General features: G+C 35.3%; 18 protein-coding genes and 1 pseudogene. 8 read left to right on the plus strand and 11 right to left on the minus strand.

Annotated elements, in window-relative coordinates; all coding sequences use genetic code 11:
- Positions 1 to 14: 14 nt before the first annotated feature.
- The 3 genes from RGF10_RS14205 to RGF10_RS14215 form a co-directional block, all read right to left on the minus strand.
- Positions 15 to 992, minus strand: a complete 978-nt coding sequence (locus RGF10_RS14205; RefSeq protein ID WP_318503046.1) for a hypothetical protein — start codon at positions 990 to 992, stop codon at positions 15 to 17.
- A gap of 77 nt (positions 993 to 1069) precedes the next feature.
- Positions 1070 to 3331, minus strand: coding sequence for a DUF6079 family protein (locus RGF10_RS14210; protein ID WP_318503048.1), 2262 nt, complete (start codon positions 3329 to 3331; stop codon positions 1070 to 1072).
- Positions 3331 to 4197 (minus strand): DUF4007 family protein, encoded by an 867-nt coding sequence (locus tag RGF10_RS14215; protein ID WP_318503050.1) that lies wholly within the window; start codon positions 4195 to 4197, stop codon positions 3331 to 3333. Before RGF10_RS14215 ends, RGF10_RS14210 begins: the two co-directional genes overlap by 1 nt.
- Before the next feature lie 287 nt (positions 4198 to 4484).
- Between RGF10_RS14215 and RGF10_RS14220 the strand changes: the two genes are divergently transcribed.
- Both RGF10_RS14220 and RGF10_RS14225 read left to right on the plus strand, forming a co-directional pair.
- The gene (locus RGF10_RS14220; RefSeq protein WP_318503052.1) at positions 4485 to 4655 is read left to right on the plus strand and encodes a hypothetical protein; all 171 of its coding nucleotides are present in this window, start codon (positions 4485 to 4487) and stop codon (positions 4653 to 4655) included.
- Entirely contained in the window at positions 4642 to 4884 is a 243-nt protein-coding gene (locus tag RGF10_RS14225; protein WP_318503054.1) for a hypothetical protein, read from the plus strand. Before RGF10_RS14220 ends, RGF10_RS14225 begins: the two co-directional genes overlap by 14 nt.
- Before the next feature lie 5 nt (positions 4885 to 4889).
- On the opposite strand, the gene RGF10_RS14230 is transcribed toward RGF10_RS14225, so the two are convergent.
- Positions 4890 to 5072, minus strand: a complete 183-nt coding sequence (locus tag RGF10_RS14230) for a hypothetical protein (protein ID WP_318503055.1) — start codon at positions 5070 to 5072, stop codon at positions 4890 to 4892.
- Positions 5065 to 5390, minus strand: a pseudogene (locus RGF10_RS14235) (phosphoribosyl-ATP pyrophosphohydrolase). Before RGF10_RS14235 ends, RGF10_RS14230 begins: the two are co-directional and overlap by 8 nt.
- Positions 5391 to 6031: 641 nt before the next feature.
- Between RGF10_RS14235 and dld the strand changes: the two are divergent.
- A complete protein-coding gene (gene dld / locus RGF10_RS14240) occupies positions 6032 to 7714 on the plus strand; it encodes a D-lactate dehydrogenase (RefSeq protein WP_318503057.1) in 1683 nt (560 codons plus the stop codon).
- Between the two features lie 253 nt (positions 7715 to 7967).
- Here dld and RGF10_RS14245 read toward each other — a convergent pair whose 3' ends face one another.
- From RGF10_RS14245 to RGF10_RS14255, 3 genes are read right to left on the minus strand one after another with little or no spacing between them, the layout of a single operon-like run.
- Positions 7968 to 8795, minus strand: a complete 828-nt coding sequence (locus tag RGF10_RS14245) for an ABC transporter permease subunit (RefSeq protein WP_318503059.1) — start codon at positions 8793 to 8795, stop codon at positions 7968 to 7970.
- Complete coding sequence (locus RGF10_RS14250) at positions 8795 to 9289, minus strand: ATP-binding cassette domain-containing protein (RefSeq protein WP_318503061.1); 495 nt, start codon at positions 9287 to 9289, stop codon at positions 8795 to 8797. Before RGF10_RS14250 ends, RGF10_RS14245 begins: the two co-directional genes overlap by 1 nt.
- A complete protein-coding gene (locus RGF10_RS14255) occupies positions 9264 to 9698 on the minus strand; it encodes an ABC transporter ATP-binding protein (protein WP_318503063.1) in 435 nt (144 codons plus the stop codon). Before RGF10_RS14255 ends, RGF10_RS14250 begins: the two co-directional genes overlap by 26 nt.
- A 392-nt stretch (positions 9699 to 10090) precedes the next feature.
- Here RGF10_RS14255 and RGF10_RS14260 point away from each other — a divergent pair, with 392 nt between their 5' ends.
- Positions 10091 to 10561, plus strand: a complete 471-nt coding sequence (locus RGF10_RS14260; RefSeq protein ID WP_318503064.1) for a GyrI-like domain-containing protein — start codon at positions 10091 to 10093, stop codon at positions 10559 to 10561.
- A 47-nt stretch (positions 10562 to 10608) separates the two neighbouring features.
- Here RGF10_RS14260 and RGF10_RS14265 read toward each other — a convergent pair whose 3' ends face one another.
- Positions 10609 to 12255 carry a restriction endonuclease gene (locus tag RGF10_RS14265; protein ID WP_318503066.1) on the minus strand — a complete coding sequence of 549 codons (1647 nt, stop codon included), beginning with the start codon at positions 12253 to 12255 and terminating at the stop codon, positions 10609 to 10611.
- Positions 12256 to 12563: 308 nt separating this feature from the next.
- Between RGF10_RS14265 and RGF10_RS14270 the strand changes: the two genes are divergently transcribed.
- The 3 genes from RGF10_RS14270 to RGF10_RS14280 all read left to right on the plus strand — a co-directional run bounded on the left by RGF10_RS14270 (position 12564) and on the right by RGF10_RS14280 (position 14268).
- Positions 12564 to 12869, plus strand: coding sequence for a hypothetical protein (locus RGF10_RS14270; protein ID WP_318503067.1), 306 nt, complete (start codon positions 12564 to 12566; stop codon positions 12867 to 12869).
- Between the two features lie 167 nt (positions 12870 to 13036).
- Entirely contained in the window at positions 13037 to 13357 is a 321-nt protein-coding gene (locus RGF10_RS14275; protein ID WP_318503069.1) for a hypothetical protein, read from the plus strand.
- Between the two features lie 131 nt (positions 13358 to 13488).
- Positions 13489 to 14268, plus strand: a complete 780-nt coding sequence (locus tag RGF10_RS14280; RefSeq protein WP_318503071.1) for a restriction endonuclease — start codon at positions 13489 to 13491, stop codon at positions 14266 to 14268.
- A 365-nt stretch (positions 14269 to 14633) separates the two neighbouring features.
- Here RGF10_RS14280 and RGF10_RS14285 read toward each other — a convergent pair whose 3' ends face one another.
- On the minus strand, positions 14634 to 14861 hold the full coding sequence (locus tag RGF10_RS14285) for a hypothetical protein (RefSeq protein ID WP_318503073.1): 228 nt from the start codon (positions 14859 to 14861) through the stop codon (positions 14634 to 14636).
- A 165-nt stretch (positions 14862 to 15026) separates the two neighbouring features.
- On the opposite strand from RGF10_RS14285, the gene RGF10_RS14290 reads away from it, so the two are divergent.
- Complete coding sequence (locus tag RGF10_RS14290) at positions 15027 to 15578, plus strand: GNAT family N-acetyltransferase (RefSeq protein ID WP_318503075.1); 552 nt, start codon at positions 15027 to 15029, stop codon at positions 15576 to 15578.
- Positions 15579 to 15807: 229 nt separating this feature from the next.
- Here RGF10_RS14290 and RGF10_RS14295 read toward each other — a convergent pair whose 3' ends face one another.
- Complete coding sequence (locus RGF10_RS14295; RefSeq protein WP_318503077.1) at positions 15808 to 16779, minus strand: NAD(P)-dependent alcohol dehydrogenase; 972 nt, start codon at positions 16777 to 16779, stop codon at positions 15808 to 15810.
- Positions 16780 to 16972: the final 193 nt, after the last annotated feature.

Consider the following 16972-nt stretch of genomic DNA (forward strand, 5'->3'; position numbering starts at 1 on the left):
ATGGCTGCATTTATTTATTTCACTTCTTTTAAAATACGATATAAAATGTATTTCACTTCTTCCGGATTCATCGTTCGACCACCAGCTGTAACTATTCGGTGTAACTGATTATAAATTGTATTCCCTTTCACCGATAAGTCCATTTCCTTAATAGTAGAAATAACCTGCTCGCCCTCGGTTACTCTAATCGTTTCTGAATCCACGATCGTTAATAATTGTGTCAATGTCGCAAAATATGAATCATACGTGACATCAGACCAATCTTCTAATTGAACACCCACCACATTAACAATAAATGAATCAAAGTTTTGTTCCTGCTCTAAAATTTGAACTAACTCTTTTAATTGTGGTGACTTTTGAATAGTGTCTGCATGCTTCACTCGTATTTGTTCGACATTTTGAACTTCAAATACCGCAAATGTTTCTTTCAATAAATCCTTTTTGAACGATTCTACGAAAACTTCTAAATACTCTTTAATTTCATGATATTGCTCTATTGATAGTGCAAAATTCATGAATTCTTTACTCGCCACTAATGGATCCATTTCGCTTGAGCGAATAATTTGTTTAACCTTTAAAACTTCAGGTGGTTGTTTATTTGTAATTTGTGTGAATCGAGGTAATTTTAATAACCATTGATTTAATTCTTTAAATAAAATATTGGGAGGCAGCGTATTTTCACCATCTAAATAGATTTCATTCAAATACTTAAGCATCTCCATAGTCTCTTCATTTAATGAGTAAATTTCATATTCATAAAATTCAGCTGACTGTTCAAGAATCTCATATAACATCTCCGCATTCATTTCGGTAAGACTGAAATCATTCGAATAAAATGCCATCTGATGCCACTTATCTTTAAGTAGTGCAACGACTAGTAAAGGTACTAATGGTGCACGAATTCCGAATGGTTTTAATAAAGCAATTGAAAATAAACCATAAATAGAATTTCTCTTTGAACCTTCTAAATGTTCTAGAAGTCTTTTTCGCAATTCTGTAAGCTCATGGACAGATTGTTTGTCTAACTCAACAAAGTTAAAGTTTAAATTTTTAAAAGTTGTTGCATAAATTAAATAATCCGTCCGTTTCCTGTTAAATTAAATGTACCATCAAACGTTTGTTGTAGAATTTGTTCTAAAATACTTACTGCTGATTTACGTTGTATTGACATAATAGAGCGTTTATTAAAGCTTTCATTACGGATTTCTGGTGTAAAAGGGAAACGATCAAACATCCATTTATCTAGGAATGATTCAAATTGATACACGTTGTTAAAAGAAACTTCTTGTCCTCCCAAATAATGACGAACGCCCTCTTTATTAAATTTCTTTAACAGCTTCAACATTTGTTGAACAACAAATGTAATTGTTTCAATTCGTAGTGAAATTTCTTTTTTCAAATTTGCGTCTTTTTGTAAGATTTCTGGCATTTGTAGTATTTTATTCAATATTAAGTATTGATTGATATGCTCACTTATTTTTACGAAATTAATGTTAGTTACACCGAACAAGATATCATTATGGGTGTAATTCTTTATTCTTTTTTCTACTTGCTCTAGTTCATTTTTACTTCGTGTTATTACATACAAAAGCATCCCATCTTCATACTGATCAATTTCAAACGGCTGCTCTCCAAAGATAAATCGCGTTTCAATGTAACGAGTCATACTTTTTGTATTGTTATAACCTAATGGAATGTAATACTTCTCTCCAAAAAGATCTTCAATTGCTTTAATTCGCTCTTCATCGGTTAAAACCGATGATTCTTCTACCACTCTATACACATCTTCAAATGCTACTAAAGAGCCTTCATATAACTCATATGCTTTAGTAAACGGATTTAAACGAAATAGTTTTACATGCACTAACTCTTCAATCGCTTGATGTGCTATAGCCCCATCGATGCCTAATGCAAATTGTAAAAACTCAGTTGTAATTGAAAAACGATTATTTAATAAATTCAATAACGTCGCTAGTTTAACAACACGTAGAGATATTTTCGACACTTTATAATTAATTGCTAATCGATAAAATTTCATGGAATCGAGGGTTAGAATCATAGAATCGTCTGGATAAAAATATTCAAATAATCTATCGGCATAATACCAGGACCCTTGCATATTGTCTACCTTAAATTCATTTAGAAACATATACAAAGTTCGATCATTTTGCCCAAGTAAATTCGATACACCTGGTAATAGTTGTATTGTTAAAGGATGAATGGGCTGACATCCTTCAATGATAGTCCCCCCTATTTCCTCGGTTGTCATATTTGGGAAAAGATTATATTTCATAATTAAATAATGCAAATGTTCGTAGTCGCTTGCTAAAAACATATCTGGCTCATAATCTTTCGGTTTGTTGAGTAATTTATATGCAGATCGATAAAAAACAGACGAATCACTGTCTAATCGATGCTCAAAAAAACGCTTCTCTACACGTTCTAATTCCTCTTGAGTTAAGCTCGTATTAGCATTTACATATTGCTGTAATCCCGTATGTGTAATCATTAACAAGAATGCATTTTGTTGTCGATTAACCATCTCAGCTAAATCCTGTATATGCTGCATAGTTAAATGAATTTGCGTATTAGAAACTGTTTGTAGGAACCTTCCAAATTCATCAAATACAATTAATAAGCCAGTTTTTTTCTTCGCCAGCTGTTTAAAAATATAATGTAGTTGTTCTGAAAATGCGATTTTATGTGGATTATGATACGCTGTTCCAAAAGCAATATCTGGATAGATTTCTTTAAATAACAGAATCGCCGACTCAGAATCATTATTTAATTGTTCATTAAATTTCTCTATCGTGTACTGTGATTTTTGAAGATATTTTTTCAAACTCACATAAACATCTGGAAAATTCTGTTCCCAAATATCTATTAATTCTAAAATATAAGCAGTATCATGTTTAAATTTTAATACAATGCCATTTTCTTCGCATTTCCTTTGAATACTTTCTAAAATAATAGATTCAAAATCACCCGTTTTGCCCGTAATCGTTATAGGCAACCATTTTACTTTGTTTTTTATTAATTTTTCGCGTAAATTGATTTCTAATTCTGGACTTACCGTATGTACATCTTGAAAGAATTGTTTTATAGCTTTATTAATTTTATTCTGTGTGAGTAAAGATGTAGTCATCGCACCCACTAAGGATTTTCCGGCTCCGTATGGTCCCACTAGTAAGTGCGCATGTTGCTCTGTTTCAACTAAATCTTTGATTATTCGATTCATAATATCTAATTGTTTTATATTCGGAACATAATTCTCAAATAATTGGATTTTTCCAATATCATGCATAATATTAATACTTGGTTGAAAGGACATTATTTAAATACCTCGTTTTCGTAAGCTACTTTCATTTCATCTAACCACGATGTATCTGTATTTAAACGAATCACATCTAAACGATTTGTTCTAGTAAATATAATTGGATAGTGTTTTTGCACTTCCTCTAAGTACTTAATAATAGCATCTCGATTTAAATTAAATACTTTCCCCCACAACTCTTCCCCGTCTATTAAATCGTTAAGGCTCACTTCTTTTATGTCATGTTTCTCTGAATATTTTAAGAGAGTTATGTAGAGAATATTTGCTATTAAATTATAAGGCGTTTCTGATTTAACGAAATTTGCACCTATCGTTTGATGTATTAATCCTAATGATTCGAATGGACTTCTAATTACATCTTCAGGCGTTTGGTTGCTATAGTCTTTCGTTGTATAAAGTTGAATAAGACAATCTACATCTCGTTTTAATGAGTTCAGCGATACTTCTTTTTCAAAGTTCTCCTTCACCCATTTTTCCAATTTTCCTACAAGCATCTGTTTTGTAAAAACACGTTCATTAAATACATTAAAGAACCAATACCAAGTTGATGCTTCATTTTTTTCAGTTACTAGAATATAGTGCAATATATACAATGTATATCTATTTTTTATATATGGATCATATTTAAAAATAACTCTAGCTAAATCCGTCATGGCAAATTCAGTTTTAATAGAACGTTTTTCCACGATTAGTTGTGTTACGTTTAGCCAATGTCTAATTGATTTGGCCATATTTTTACCTACACCTAAAATTTCAAAATGCTCAGGTTCATAGAAAAATCGGGGATTCTTGTTTACTTCTATTAAACCTTTAGTAAGCCATTGCTGCCTTAAATAGAATGTTTGGTGTTGACCAAAGCCCATTTTTTAAACGCCACCTTAAAATCTTTTTGTTTTTCACAAGAAAACATTTAATTCCATTTTAACCTAAAAGTACCCTAAAGAGAGGATTATTTTAAACATAGTCTCAGAAACCCCAAATAATAGATGATTAAATTTTTTGAGGAAGGATATAAATATATTTATAACATCGAGGAATTATCTCATTAATAACAAACAGAATAGCTTTGATACAGAATGCTCAGTAATCTTTCTTTAAAATTTATCAGACAATAAAGTTACTATTTAATTGCATCATAGAGGTGTAAATCATGATATATGTATTGTGTGGAAAAGAACTTAAAAATGGACAAGCAGTTAGAGTTTACAGAAACATTAGAAAGAATGTATTTTCAATTCAGGACAAAAAAACAAGAAGGATAATTGCATATGCCGATAGTCTTCTTTTAACTGATGTAGAAATGAAAATTGGACGAGCCTGAACAATTGAGAACTAGAAAAGAACGACAAAAAAATATTCATGCTTTTATTGTTGGTACCTATTTAGAAAGTAATAAAGAAATAATTAAATCTAGCAATTGGAAACCAGTATATTATAATCCATATAAAACAGATACATTCATTAATTTAGAAAATGGTATGCCCGTCTTTAAAGCACTAAGTAGCTACTTAGAAGACGGCAAATGCTTCGTTTTAATGGAAGAACATTAACAACGCTAAGTTATATAATGCCATAGCATTACATGCTGTGGCATAAAGAATACTCCTTGCCATTTCATTTTTCCAGATTCTCTATTAGTGAAATTTTCAACTTCAAAATAATAATACAAAGAAGCTGTTTCAATTTGCTCCAACATCTGCTTTCCGAGATTATTGGTTATTAACCGAACTTTACTCATCTTCAACCTCGATTAAGAAGATTTTTTCTTTGAAGCCACCCCGCTTTTCTGCCTTATGCTTACGGACTGCCTCTAATTTTTCGAAAGATGTACCATGACATTCAGCGAGAGCATGGATAATTTCTTGTAGGCCAGCAGCTCTTCGATGGCGTCATCATCATTTTAAGCTTTAATATATTCCTCGAGTTCTTCATAGGATTTTTTCTTTAGCTCTTTTATGTATTCATCGTCAGTTAATATTCGAGTAAAGAACTGTTTTCAGTTTTTTTTGATTATTTCTGGAATGCGAACACTGACTAGTTTGTTGTGAATTGGCATGGTACCCCACCTAATAAATCTTCAACTACATCCTTTTTTTACTAATAACCTTACTAATCTATGAAAAGCTGCAGGATTTACAGCCTGAACATCTATAAATGCACCCGTAAATAGTATTTTTAATGATTTAAATTGAAGAAGCTATCCCTATACAAAAGTGGGACAGCCACGTCGTATTTCTACCCCAACTCTTTGACCCTTCGTTAATCCGTCAATATAATAATTTATCATTTTGTACACCGATCCTTTAAGTATCATATGGTAATGGCCTCATAGAAAAAACATTTATATTAAAAAAACAAATGAGTTTCTTTTCTATAAAACTCCCCTAATTTCTTTTTATCAATGAAATTTACCATTAGCCTCCAAAGACACGACAAATTACTTCTTACTCGACTGGAATCCCAACTGCTATATGATACGATTTATGATCTGCCTCTTAAGCAACCGATCGTTATATCAAGTTAATTATATTTTTACTATTGATATGTCATTAATTTAGATTTATTATATTAGTAGAGTAATAAGATTGTAACAAAAGTTTCATAAAGTTTATCAATCACGCAAAAATGTAACCGCTCACAAAATCATTCATGAGTCCTTTTACTAGGAATTCTTTTCGTATTTAGGAGGCCAGGAGTATGGAGAATCCATTTATAACTGCACTTGAAGCGATTTTAGATCGCAAATATATCATTACCAACCCCTCAAAAACCTTACGATATCGCAAAGGCTATCGCTCAGGACGCGGGGATGCACTAGCTGTCGTTAAGCCAGGAAATTTGACAGAGCTCTGGCAAATCCTAAAAGCGGCTGTCAAATTTGACAAAATCATCATTATGCAAGCGGCAAATACAAGTTTGACAGAAGGCTCTGTTCCTGCAGGCGGCTATGATCGTGAGGTCATCATAGTGTCAACCACACGGATGGACAACCTTCAGTTAATCAACCAAGGCACTCAAGTTTTGGCCTTTCCAGGCACAACACTCTATACACTTGAAAATGCGTTGAAACCGCTTGGGAGAGAACCACATTCTGTGATTGGCTCGTCATGTCTCGGTGCATCAGCCATCGGCGGGATTTGTAATAACTCGGGCGGCTCACTTGTCAAACGCGGCCCTGCTTATACTGAGCTGTCACTTTTTGCCCGTGTTGATGAAAATGGCGAGTTGCAACTGGTGAATCACCTTGGAATCGACCTAGGCGATACACCTGAAGAAATCGTTGCCAATCTTGATGCTGGAAATTTCGATCTGGATGCTGTCCCTGAATCCTCAAAACACGGGCACAATCATACTTATCAAACGCGCGTGCGCGACATTGATGCAGATAGCCCTGCTAGATACAACGCTGACCCCAATCAGCTCTATGAATCTTCAGGTTCTGCTGGCAAAATTGCTGTTTTCGCCGTTCGGCTCGATACTTTTCCGAAAGAACAAAATGAAAAGGTTTTCTATATTGGAACCAATACCCCGCGCGTGCTAGAAATGATTCGGAGAAAAGCACTATCGGAGTTCGAAAACCTCCCTGTCGCTGGCGAATACATGCACCGTGAGATATATGATATTGCCAAAAAATACGGTAAAGATTCATTTATTGTCATCAATAAACTTGGTACTGACCGTTTGCCTTACCTTTTTGCCTTAAAAGCGAATGCAGAGCGGATTTTGGACAAAATGAAAATCTTTAAGCCTTATCTTCCTGACCGTATCTTGCAAAAACTCAGCTATCTTTTCCCGAACCATTTGCCAAAAAGAATGGAAGAATTCCGCGAAAAGTATGAACACCATCTAATGCTCAAAATGTCAGGCGAAGGTGGCGCTGAGGCGGAGGCTTATCTGACAGAACTTTTTAAAGAAGCTGAAGGTGATTTCTTTGTTTGCACGCCAAAAGAAGGGGCGGATGCTTTCTTGCATCGGTTTGTGGCGGCAGGCGCTGCGATTCGGTTCCAGGAGGTGCATCAAGACGAAGTCGATGATATTTTGGCACTGGATATCGCCTTGAGACGTAATGATATGGACTGGTTCGAAGAACTGCCCGAGGAAATCTCCAGCCAGATTGTGCATAAGCTTTATTATGGACATTTCCTTTGCCACGTGCTGCATCAGGACTACATCGTGAAAAAAGGAGTCGATGCGCATGCCTTGAAGGAAAAAATGTTGAAGCTTCTGGATGCACGCGGTGCGATTTATCCAGCGGAGCATAATGTCGGTCATCTATATGAAGCCGCACCATCGCTGGTTGATCACTACAAAAATGGCGACCCAACCAACAGCTTCAACCCAGGAATCGGGAAAACTTCTAAACTTAAAAATTGGGCTTAATCATCATCATATAGAGTGCACCTTTTGACAAATTTGGTTTACAAGTAAGACTTAGAAAATATGCTGAATTTTAATTTATTGCGATTGAAAAAGAAAAACTGAAAGTCCACCACGGGCTTTCAGTTTTTTTAAAATAAAATTTTAATAAAAGACTGATTCTATTAGTAAAAATATTAGTACTAAAATCACCTAGTTTTTAGACCCAACTGTTGAAAGCAAAGATGAATGGTTAAACCTTCAGATTTATTCTAGTCTAGTGAATCTGCTTTTCAAACAATAAGTATCGGTCATTATTTTTTGCAATAATGCTCCATAACACCAGATTCACAATGAATAGTCCTACTGAAATCAGAATGATTAACTGAACTCCAAGTAAAAACAGTCCGCTAACCTGGCCAATCAACAGTGCAATGACTGGTAGAAGGATAATGCCTCCAAAGTTCTGGGCCTCCTGATACGTTTTCACCCTTGATGATATAAGGATATTCAGCAGTACCGTCAGCAGGATCACCATTGGGGAAAGACCGGTGATTAATGCCACCCAGTTACCCGATGGGAAGATCAGCTCACCAAACAATTGATACCCCAAAGAATTGATAATGACTCCACACAGTACAAAACTGATGACAGATACACAAAATGGCGGTAAGAATGATGCGATTGTCTTGCTCAAGAATAGCTTTTTAATGGAGATTGGAGAAAATAATAAACTTTCAAGCGTTCGGTTTTCCTTCTCTCCAACAAAGCTGTTAGCGGCCACTGACATCGCTGTAATAATCGGTACCAGCAAAAATAAGTTTGGTAGCATAAAATTTATGAACACATAAATAATTTGCTGCTCCATTGTATAAGAAGAAAACTTATCACCCGTAGTACTCTTTAGAAAAGAATCTATTAGTTTCTGTACATCATTTCCGGCAATTTTTTCGGCATCAAAAAATAGAGCACTTCCCACCAAAATGGAAGGGAAAATAACCGAAAACAGAATCGGGATGATAATCATGGTTACCAGCAATGTTTTACTTCTAAAAATATCTTTTAGATCTTTTTTAATCAAAGCTTTGCTAATATAGGTACCCATTATTTATACCCCCTTACCTTGAAATAAATCGATTGTAAATCATTGTTCATGATCGTAACCGAATAAACAGGATCCGTTTTTAGCAAGCTATTTAGCACATCGGGGATATCATTTTTTGAAGGCAAATCGAACGCCACCATGGAATCTTCTATTACTCTGCAAGGAAACCCAGAGAAATGGTTATTTTGTGGTTTAAATGTCGTATTCACTTTAACGGTGACATTTTGAACATATTTTTCCTCTAACTCTGTTAATGTTCCTTGTTCCGCTATCGTTCCATTTTCGATAAAAGCAAAAGAATCACAGATTGTCTCCAATTGATGGAGGACATGTGAACAAATAATCATCGTGGTCCCTGTTTCCTGATTATATTTTTTCAAATAGGATAAGACCATCTGAATTCCATCAGGATCCAATCCATTTGTCGGTTCATCTAAAAACAGAATGTCGGGTTTATGTAACAGCGCTTTAGCCAATGCCAACCGCTTTTTCATTCCAGGTACTATACTTTCCCACTGGTTTATCGCGATGCTCTGTCAAATCAAACAGGTCAAGTAGCACTGTCACTCTCTTCTTATCTGTGACCCCATATAATTCAGCGAATAATTCCAGGTTCTCTTTTCCACTCATCTGGTGATACAGTCCCGCACTTTCCGTCACGATTCCAGATATTTTTCTAATTGAATCTCCCTCTGTGTCTGGGTCCATTCCATTTAATAAAATCGACCCCTTTTCCGGTTTAATCACTCCGTTCAAAATACGGATAAAGGTCGTTTTCCCTGACCCATTGGGGCCCAATAACCCTACTATTTCCCCTTTTTCCACCTTGAAGTTAACATTTTCTAATACTTTTTGTTGACCAAACGATTTATACAAACCAGATACGCTTATGAAACTAGTCATTTATTTCACGGTCCCTCCAGGTCTCTTAGGGATTTTTTCCCATTATATATATTCAATACAAAAATCTTAAATACCTTTATGGTTTTCATTTATTTAAAGCAAGGCTCTAACCTGAAAAACCTAATTTTTATTTTTTAGGGAGTTAAGATATGTGGCATTAGTTGAATGGTTGCAAATGGTGAATGATTACATCGAAGATTATTTACTCGGTAAAATTTACAATAACTAGACGATTGATATTGCCGATAAATATGGCTACGATATTCCTGAAGGATGTTTAAAAGCATTTCGTAAACAGCAAGGATAAGACAAATGAAGTAGGAAAAGACAATGCAAGTCTAAAATCCTATAACCGCCAGATCTAACTGGTTAGTTTGAAAGGAGCCGAACCAATGAAATACAAAATGATAGAAACTGAGGCATTCCAAGTAATTGGTATTAGAGAGAACATTTCATGTACGACAAAGGACACCGATGCAACGATTCCAAAGCTCTGGGGAAAAGTCGCTCAAGATGGAACCCTTGATTCATTAGCCGAACTAAATAGCGGGTCTATAAAAGGAATATTAGGAATTACCGATAATTATCAAGTAATGGAAGACAGAATGGATTATTGGATCGCCACAGCCTTTAGAGGAGACCATGTACCAAATGGCTTTTCCAGCCTTGAAATACCTGCTTCGAAATGGGTGGTATTCGAGGTAAACGGTTCAATACCAGAAGCCATCACTCATACGTGGAAACAAATATTTTCAGAGTGGTTCCCAGCTAATGGATACCAACCTGCTAGTATCCCCTCTTTAGAGGTATATGTTGGAGCTTATCCGAATCCATCCTGTGAAATTTGGGTACCAATTAAGTAGAGGCTAAGCGTGCATAGTTCCACCATGTACAAGTATAAGAAAAACCACTATCTCTGATTCATTAACATTTTTGCCTCTTTTAGATCGATTTTGGCCTGATGTCCATGCTTATGGAGAAGGTGTAACAGATTGCTGCCATTTAATAATGTGAGTGGCTTGTCCTTTACAAAGCTGTATGCATCAGGACCAAAATCTGCGGTCGAGACTAAGATACCTTTTGTCGCACCTTCATTCATTACGGTTCCATATAAATCACGAACTGCGGACACACCCACGACATTTGTATACCTTTTTGCTTGAATGACAATTTTCCCACCTCTAATCGGATCGGGATCAAATGCTATTGCGTCCACTCCACCATCCCTACTAGCCCTTGTAATCTTAACTTCTCCACCCGAACTGTTAAATTCTTTCTCGAAAAGCTCTCTTATTAAATGCTCAAAATCCTGCCAGTCCATTGCAGCTAAATTGGTTTCATTGTCAATATCGGCCGTTACGCCATATGATTCAACAAATCGGCTATCCTCTTTGTTTATTTTAAGAATTGGGGCAATTGGGGTCAGACTAAATAATTTACTACTGCCAACCCCTTTTAAGTTTTTAAAACATGTTTTTGAGTCTACTAATTTCAAATTAATTTCCATAAACTCTGGCTTATTTGTTTGTATCGAGAGAATACAAATGTTCTCATTTTTACCAGTTGCTTTATTTATCGTATTAACCCAACCGTTATATACAATCGAGTCAACTGCATTAATTTTGTCTGCTTCAAACAATTCATGCAGGGTACGCAATGTAATATCGTAAAGGAGTTTATCGTACATTTTTCTTAGCGCTGCTTCAGTAGTAAACGATTCTTTGTATTCATCTTTTGTTGCGACATATTTTACCTCTTTTAGAGTAGGCAAATCCGAAAGATCAGGGAGACTGTATTCAACGATTAATGTCCGATTGGCAGGATTATAATCAATTTCAAATTCTTGTGGAAAATAATCAGGGTATACGGAATTTGATAAGACAATATCACAGTATTCAATGATTGCTTCTGTTTCTCCAGTTAAATACTGCTGCTTTTTCTTGTCAATTGCATCGTTCTTTTCGTTCTTTTTCGTCTCGAATAAATTTTCTTGTTTCTTCCATTTTTTCAAGTCTTCTTCATATATAGCATAATCTCTTACATACTTTTCTTGAATACTCTTCACCATAACTTGATGTTTCTCTAATGCAGCCTCGTATGCTTGGTTAGCCTGATCCATTTTTTTATGTTTACTTGAGAGTAAAATTTTATCAATAAGACTTAATGTTGGCATAAAGGACTTTTTCTCTGGCTTAGGTGGATAGGATGGATCACGTGGGCTTTTCGGTTTTGGAATTGAAAACTTCGAACGATCCTTTAAAGAATTCCAATCGACTTTGTCATCGATGTTTAATGTATGTAGTAATGTATTATCAATCATTTCCAGTTGTTTTTGTGCCTCTAGTGTTTGCTGTTCGGCCATTGACTTTTTCTGGGCTTTTTCCATCACGGCATTTTCACGTTCACGCTTTTTTCTTTCCGCTTCCTGTTTCTTTTCCCACATTTCATCCCACTGCTGCTTTTGAATAAACGCTTTTTGCTCCACTACATTCCTATCATTTCCTTTAATCATACGGTACTTATGTAATCCTTCATGCCTTATCTCGATCGAATACATGAGAACCACTCCTTATAAGATAAGTTTCTCCGTTGAGGGCTTTTACTCTTTATTTTTTCACAAAAATCATTATTGTTCTTATCGGCCAATTAGTGAGATAACAGGATTTTTCCCGTTCGATAATGGAATCATTCATGATAAAAAGTTCCAAACTGCCAACAAAACAATAAAAAATATTAATTCATTCCTTGTGGAACACTAAGCCTGAAGTAAGGTCACATACCTTTGATTGATAATAAATTCTGAAAATAAGGTTCTAGAAAAATATATACGTTAAATATCAAGGTACAAAATGCGGAGGGTAAGAAATGAAAAAAGTCTTAAAAATCATTGCTGGTATATTCGCGGTATTCTTCTTGACTGTTGTTGTTATTTTAATCATTGATATTTCCAACGATGTTGAGTATAAAATTGTAGAAGAGGACCAGCAAGGAAATGGTTTGTATTTACGAGTGACAACAGAAGCAACAAGTGAGGATGATTTGAGGACCATTGTGGAGGAAGTGAAAAAAGAAAAAAGAAGCACTGGAATTGATGCCATTTGGGTGTGGATCCATGACCCAAGTAAGAAACCATTTGGGAATTTACTGGCATTCCGGAAGAATTCCCTATAACCAAAGAGGTCAAATCATGCTTGGTGCAGATGACAGTAATTATTTATTCGAAATGAAATAGCGCCCCTCTAAGTTATATACAAATTCCCAAATGAATGAATTGGATCATTCGCAGATGACTAATTATCACTAGAAAACTTAAGTCGCTATTATGAGGAGATGAACCGATGAAAACGTTCGATTTAAAATCAGGAACAAAAGTGATGGTTGATGAGACAAGGATTGTAATTGAAAGGACTGGTGGGAAAAGTGCGATGAAGGGATTGTTTGCCGGTCGGACAATGGGGCAAATGACCATCAAAACGTCGGCGCTGACGGGCTTGATTTTTTTTGCAGACTTTTTGGTGATTTGCGCATCTGGGCTCCCCACTCCTAATGATTTTAAAATTACAAGTGTGGCAGAGATTAAACAATATCCGAATTGCATTGTGGGCAAAGAACAAGAATTAGAAGAAATTTATCAATACATCAGTGGATTTGTTAAATAACCTACCTTCATTTCAAGTGCAATTCGTAACCAAATACTTTCCCTATAGTTAATATTGGAGAATATTCAGGTTGACACAGTGACTTAAGCATATATTTGAACAGCAAGTAACATCAATCTGAGGTGAATCATATGTCATTAAATCTAAACGAATTTACTATTTATGATGAACATAATCGAGAAGTTATTGGCCATTTTCAAGGTAAATATCACGAGGACAAAAATTTCTATAAAGGCAGACTTGTCAAAGGCTCACTGTTTACAACATTTTTTGAATTTCACGACGCTCGACCAGGTTGGGAGAATGAAGGTGTCGAGTATTCTTTCAATTCTGTCTCACAATTACTTATTGATTATAAAACGGAAGTAAGGAAAGGGTTAATTTTTAGTAAGACATTACATATTCTATCTGTTGGAGTGGATTATTCTAGTGTAAATCCCAATGCTCGTTTGTCCATTTTTGAATTCGAAGTAGATGAAGCTACAGCAAAAAGAGTTATTGAGAGATATAATCTTTCTAAATCAAAGTACAAACCGGTTGAACAAGTTCCTACTACTATTAATGATATTGATCTTATGTCAGGCTATGAATTTGAAGATTTTTTGGGTGACTTTTTTAGCCAACGCGGCTATAAAGTATTGCCTACTGGCTATTCTCAAGATCAAGGTATTGATTTAATCATCGAAAAAGACGGAAAGAGAATTGGAGTTCAAGCTAAGTGCTATTCAAATCCTGTTGGAAATAAAGCAATTCAAGAAACGGTTGCAGGTATTAATTATCATAACTGTACACACGGAATGGTTATTACAAATTCCAGTTACACTAGACAGGCTTTAGATTTAGCGAGTAAAAACAATATCATCTTATGGGACCGAAATAAGCTTAATGAAGAGATACATAGGATTGTGTAGAATTAAGTGGACATACGTTCCGTTATTTTGACAAAAAGTGTGGTTTTCGTAGGCTAACTGGACACTAGATCCTCTATTTGCCAGAAAGTGAGCAATATTCATTGGCTTTTATTAAAATAAGATATCTCTTGTCCTCCTAGAGTAGATAAACGGCGGAAAAATCAAAAATAAGGTCCCTCATGTCCGCCTTATTCACATGCTTCAAATTTTTAAATTAGCCTTTTTTTGTTAAAACAAAAAAGGTGACAAGCTCCATCCAAGTTTCTGGATGATGCCTGTCACCTGTTGTTCTTTGGGCTCTATATATTCGCATTTTTTACAGGTATCATCTACATTTCCCTTATAAAAATTGACCATTCCCGAAATCATTCGGAAATGGCCAATGGATTTAACTCCTGCAATAATTCCACAACCTGATCTTCATTATAAAACGCGACTTCCTCTTGACCCGTCCACATCCGAAGTCGTTTCTTTAAAACCTGAAAAAACTCGGTGTAGGAATAGTCCTGCCCTTGCATCGAGCAAAGTCCCTCAATAACACTTCTCGGCCCATGATAATCAAATACTTGGCCGTCTATTACAAATTTTTTCAATAAGTCCACCACCCGTGTTGACTCTTTTTATTTACCACATTTCATCATATATTCAGTCCACTTTGTGAATGACCCCACCTATCTTCGAACCTATTCCATTTTTTATTTTCCTAAAAAAACAATAGACTATTATAATAAAATAAATACAAACTTGGGGGTATGATTATGTTCCTACACAAGATTGATGAGAAAGTTTCATTAAAATTAATTGAGTTAAATGATGCTGAAAGAGTTTTTGAACTAACAGACAAATCGAGAAATTATTTACGAGAATGGCTGCCATGGCTTGACATCACCAATCATGTCGAAGATACGAAAGAATTTATCCGAGGCTGTTTAAAAGGATATTCTGAAAATAAAAGTTTAACTACGGTTATTTTATTCAATGGTGAAATGGTTGGAGTTGCAGGCTTTAATAGTCTTAATTGGTCCAACAAGACGGCCTATATTGGATATTGGCTTGGAGAAGAATATCAAGGAAACGGGATTATGACCAACGTTGCTAAAGCGTTGACCAACTATGCTTTTCATTATCTCCACTTAAATAAAGTAGAAATTCGTGCTGCCGTCGAGAATAAAAACAGCAGGAATGTCCCAGAAAGATTAGGCTTTATTAATGAAGGAACGATCAGGCAAGCTGAATGGCTTTATGACCATTTTGTTGATCATACCGTTTATGGAGTATTAGCAAGCGAATGGAGAGAAATTCATTCATAACAATAATATTAAAAGTTATATCTCTTTTTAATATTATTACAGATAAACTAGGGACGATCTCCTAGTTTTTATATGTTAACATAATCATACTATCGTTAACAGTATTTTTTCGAAGTCCCTTGGTGGACATATATTCTCAAATTCCCTTTCTAAAACTTCATAAATTTATTTTTTCTAAATAAGGATGATTTTCAGTCACTTTTACAGGGGGGACGGTCGATCCCCTGTTTCAACTGATAGTTATAACAACATTCCCTTTTTTGTGTCCTTTTTCAACATATTTGTGAGCTTCGATTATATCTTCGATGGAATAGGAGCGGTCGATTAAGGCTTTTATTTTCCCATTTTCAATAAGGACTTTGAGAAAGTTTAACGCTTCAGCCGTTTCCGGTGAATTTCGACTTAATAGTAATTTTTTACTACTTGTCAATTTTGTCCATAGCATCTGTCCACTAGGAAGCGGTTCGGTGATATTGATATAAGTACCATTGTCTTTTAAAACTTTCATACAAGCTGAAAAAGAACTTTTGTTTACTGCTTCAAAAATAACATCATAAGTTTCGCCACTACTAGTAAAATCCTCAGCAGTGTAATCAATGACCTTATCGGCTCCCAAAGACTTCACCAAATCTAAATTGGCTGAACTGCATACACCCGTTACATAAGCCCCAAAATACTTTGCGAGCTGGACGGCATAACTTCCAACACTTCCTGAAGCACCATAAACGAGAACCTTTTGGCCTCTTTGAATGTTGGCTTTTCTTAGAAAATATAATGCAGTACGTGCCCCAATTGGAATGGCTGCTGCTTCCTCATAGGTAATATTGGATGGTTTATGGGTTACGGGTCCGTTTTCTGCTAGACATATATATTCTGCGTAAGCACCAAAACCATTAAGTGAAGCAGCAAATACCTGATCGCCTTTGTTAAACCTTTTAACCTCTTCCCCTATCGACTCCACTTCTCCAGCTAACTCCATCCCTAATATCTCTTTTTTAGGTTTTCTAAGACCAAGAGTGATACGGGCAGGAAGCCAAATCATTCGAGGTACTGAAAAACTTCGAGATCGAATATCTGCTACTGAAACAGTTGTTGCCTTCACTTTTACTAATATTTCTTTTTCTTTTGGAACAGGTTTTTTAACATTTTTCAGTTGAAGAACCTCTGGGGGTCCGTATTTTTCATATACAATTGCTTTCATTCATCTTCCTCCAATTCGTCATACACATTTAATCTTACGAACCAGATGAAAAAATAGAACAATAAACAGGTGGAGGGTTATTCTGCCTGGAAATACTTATGGACATCCCATGGGTACTCTTTCATTGACACAATAAGGAGTGGACAATAAAATATAACAGGTAACTCATTTAACAAATGTGTTAAATATAGAA

Source organism: Bacillus sp. T3 (assembly GCF_033449965.1).
Taxonomy (GTDB): domain Bacteria; phylum Bacillota; class Bacilli; order Bacillales; family Cytobacillaceae; genus Bacillus_BU.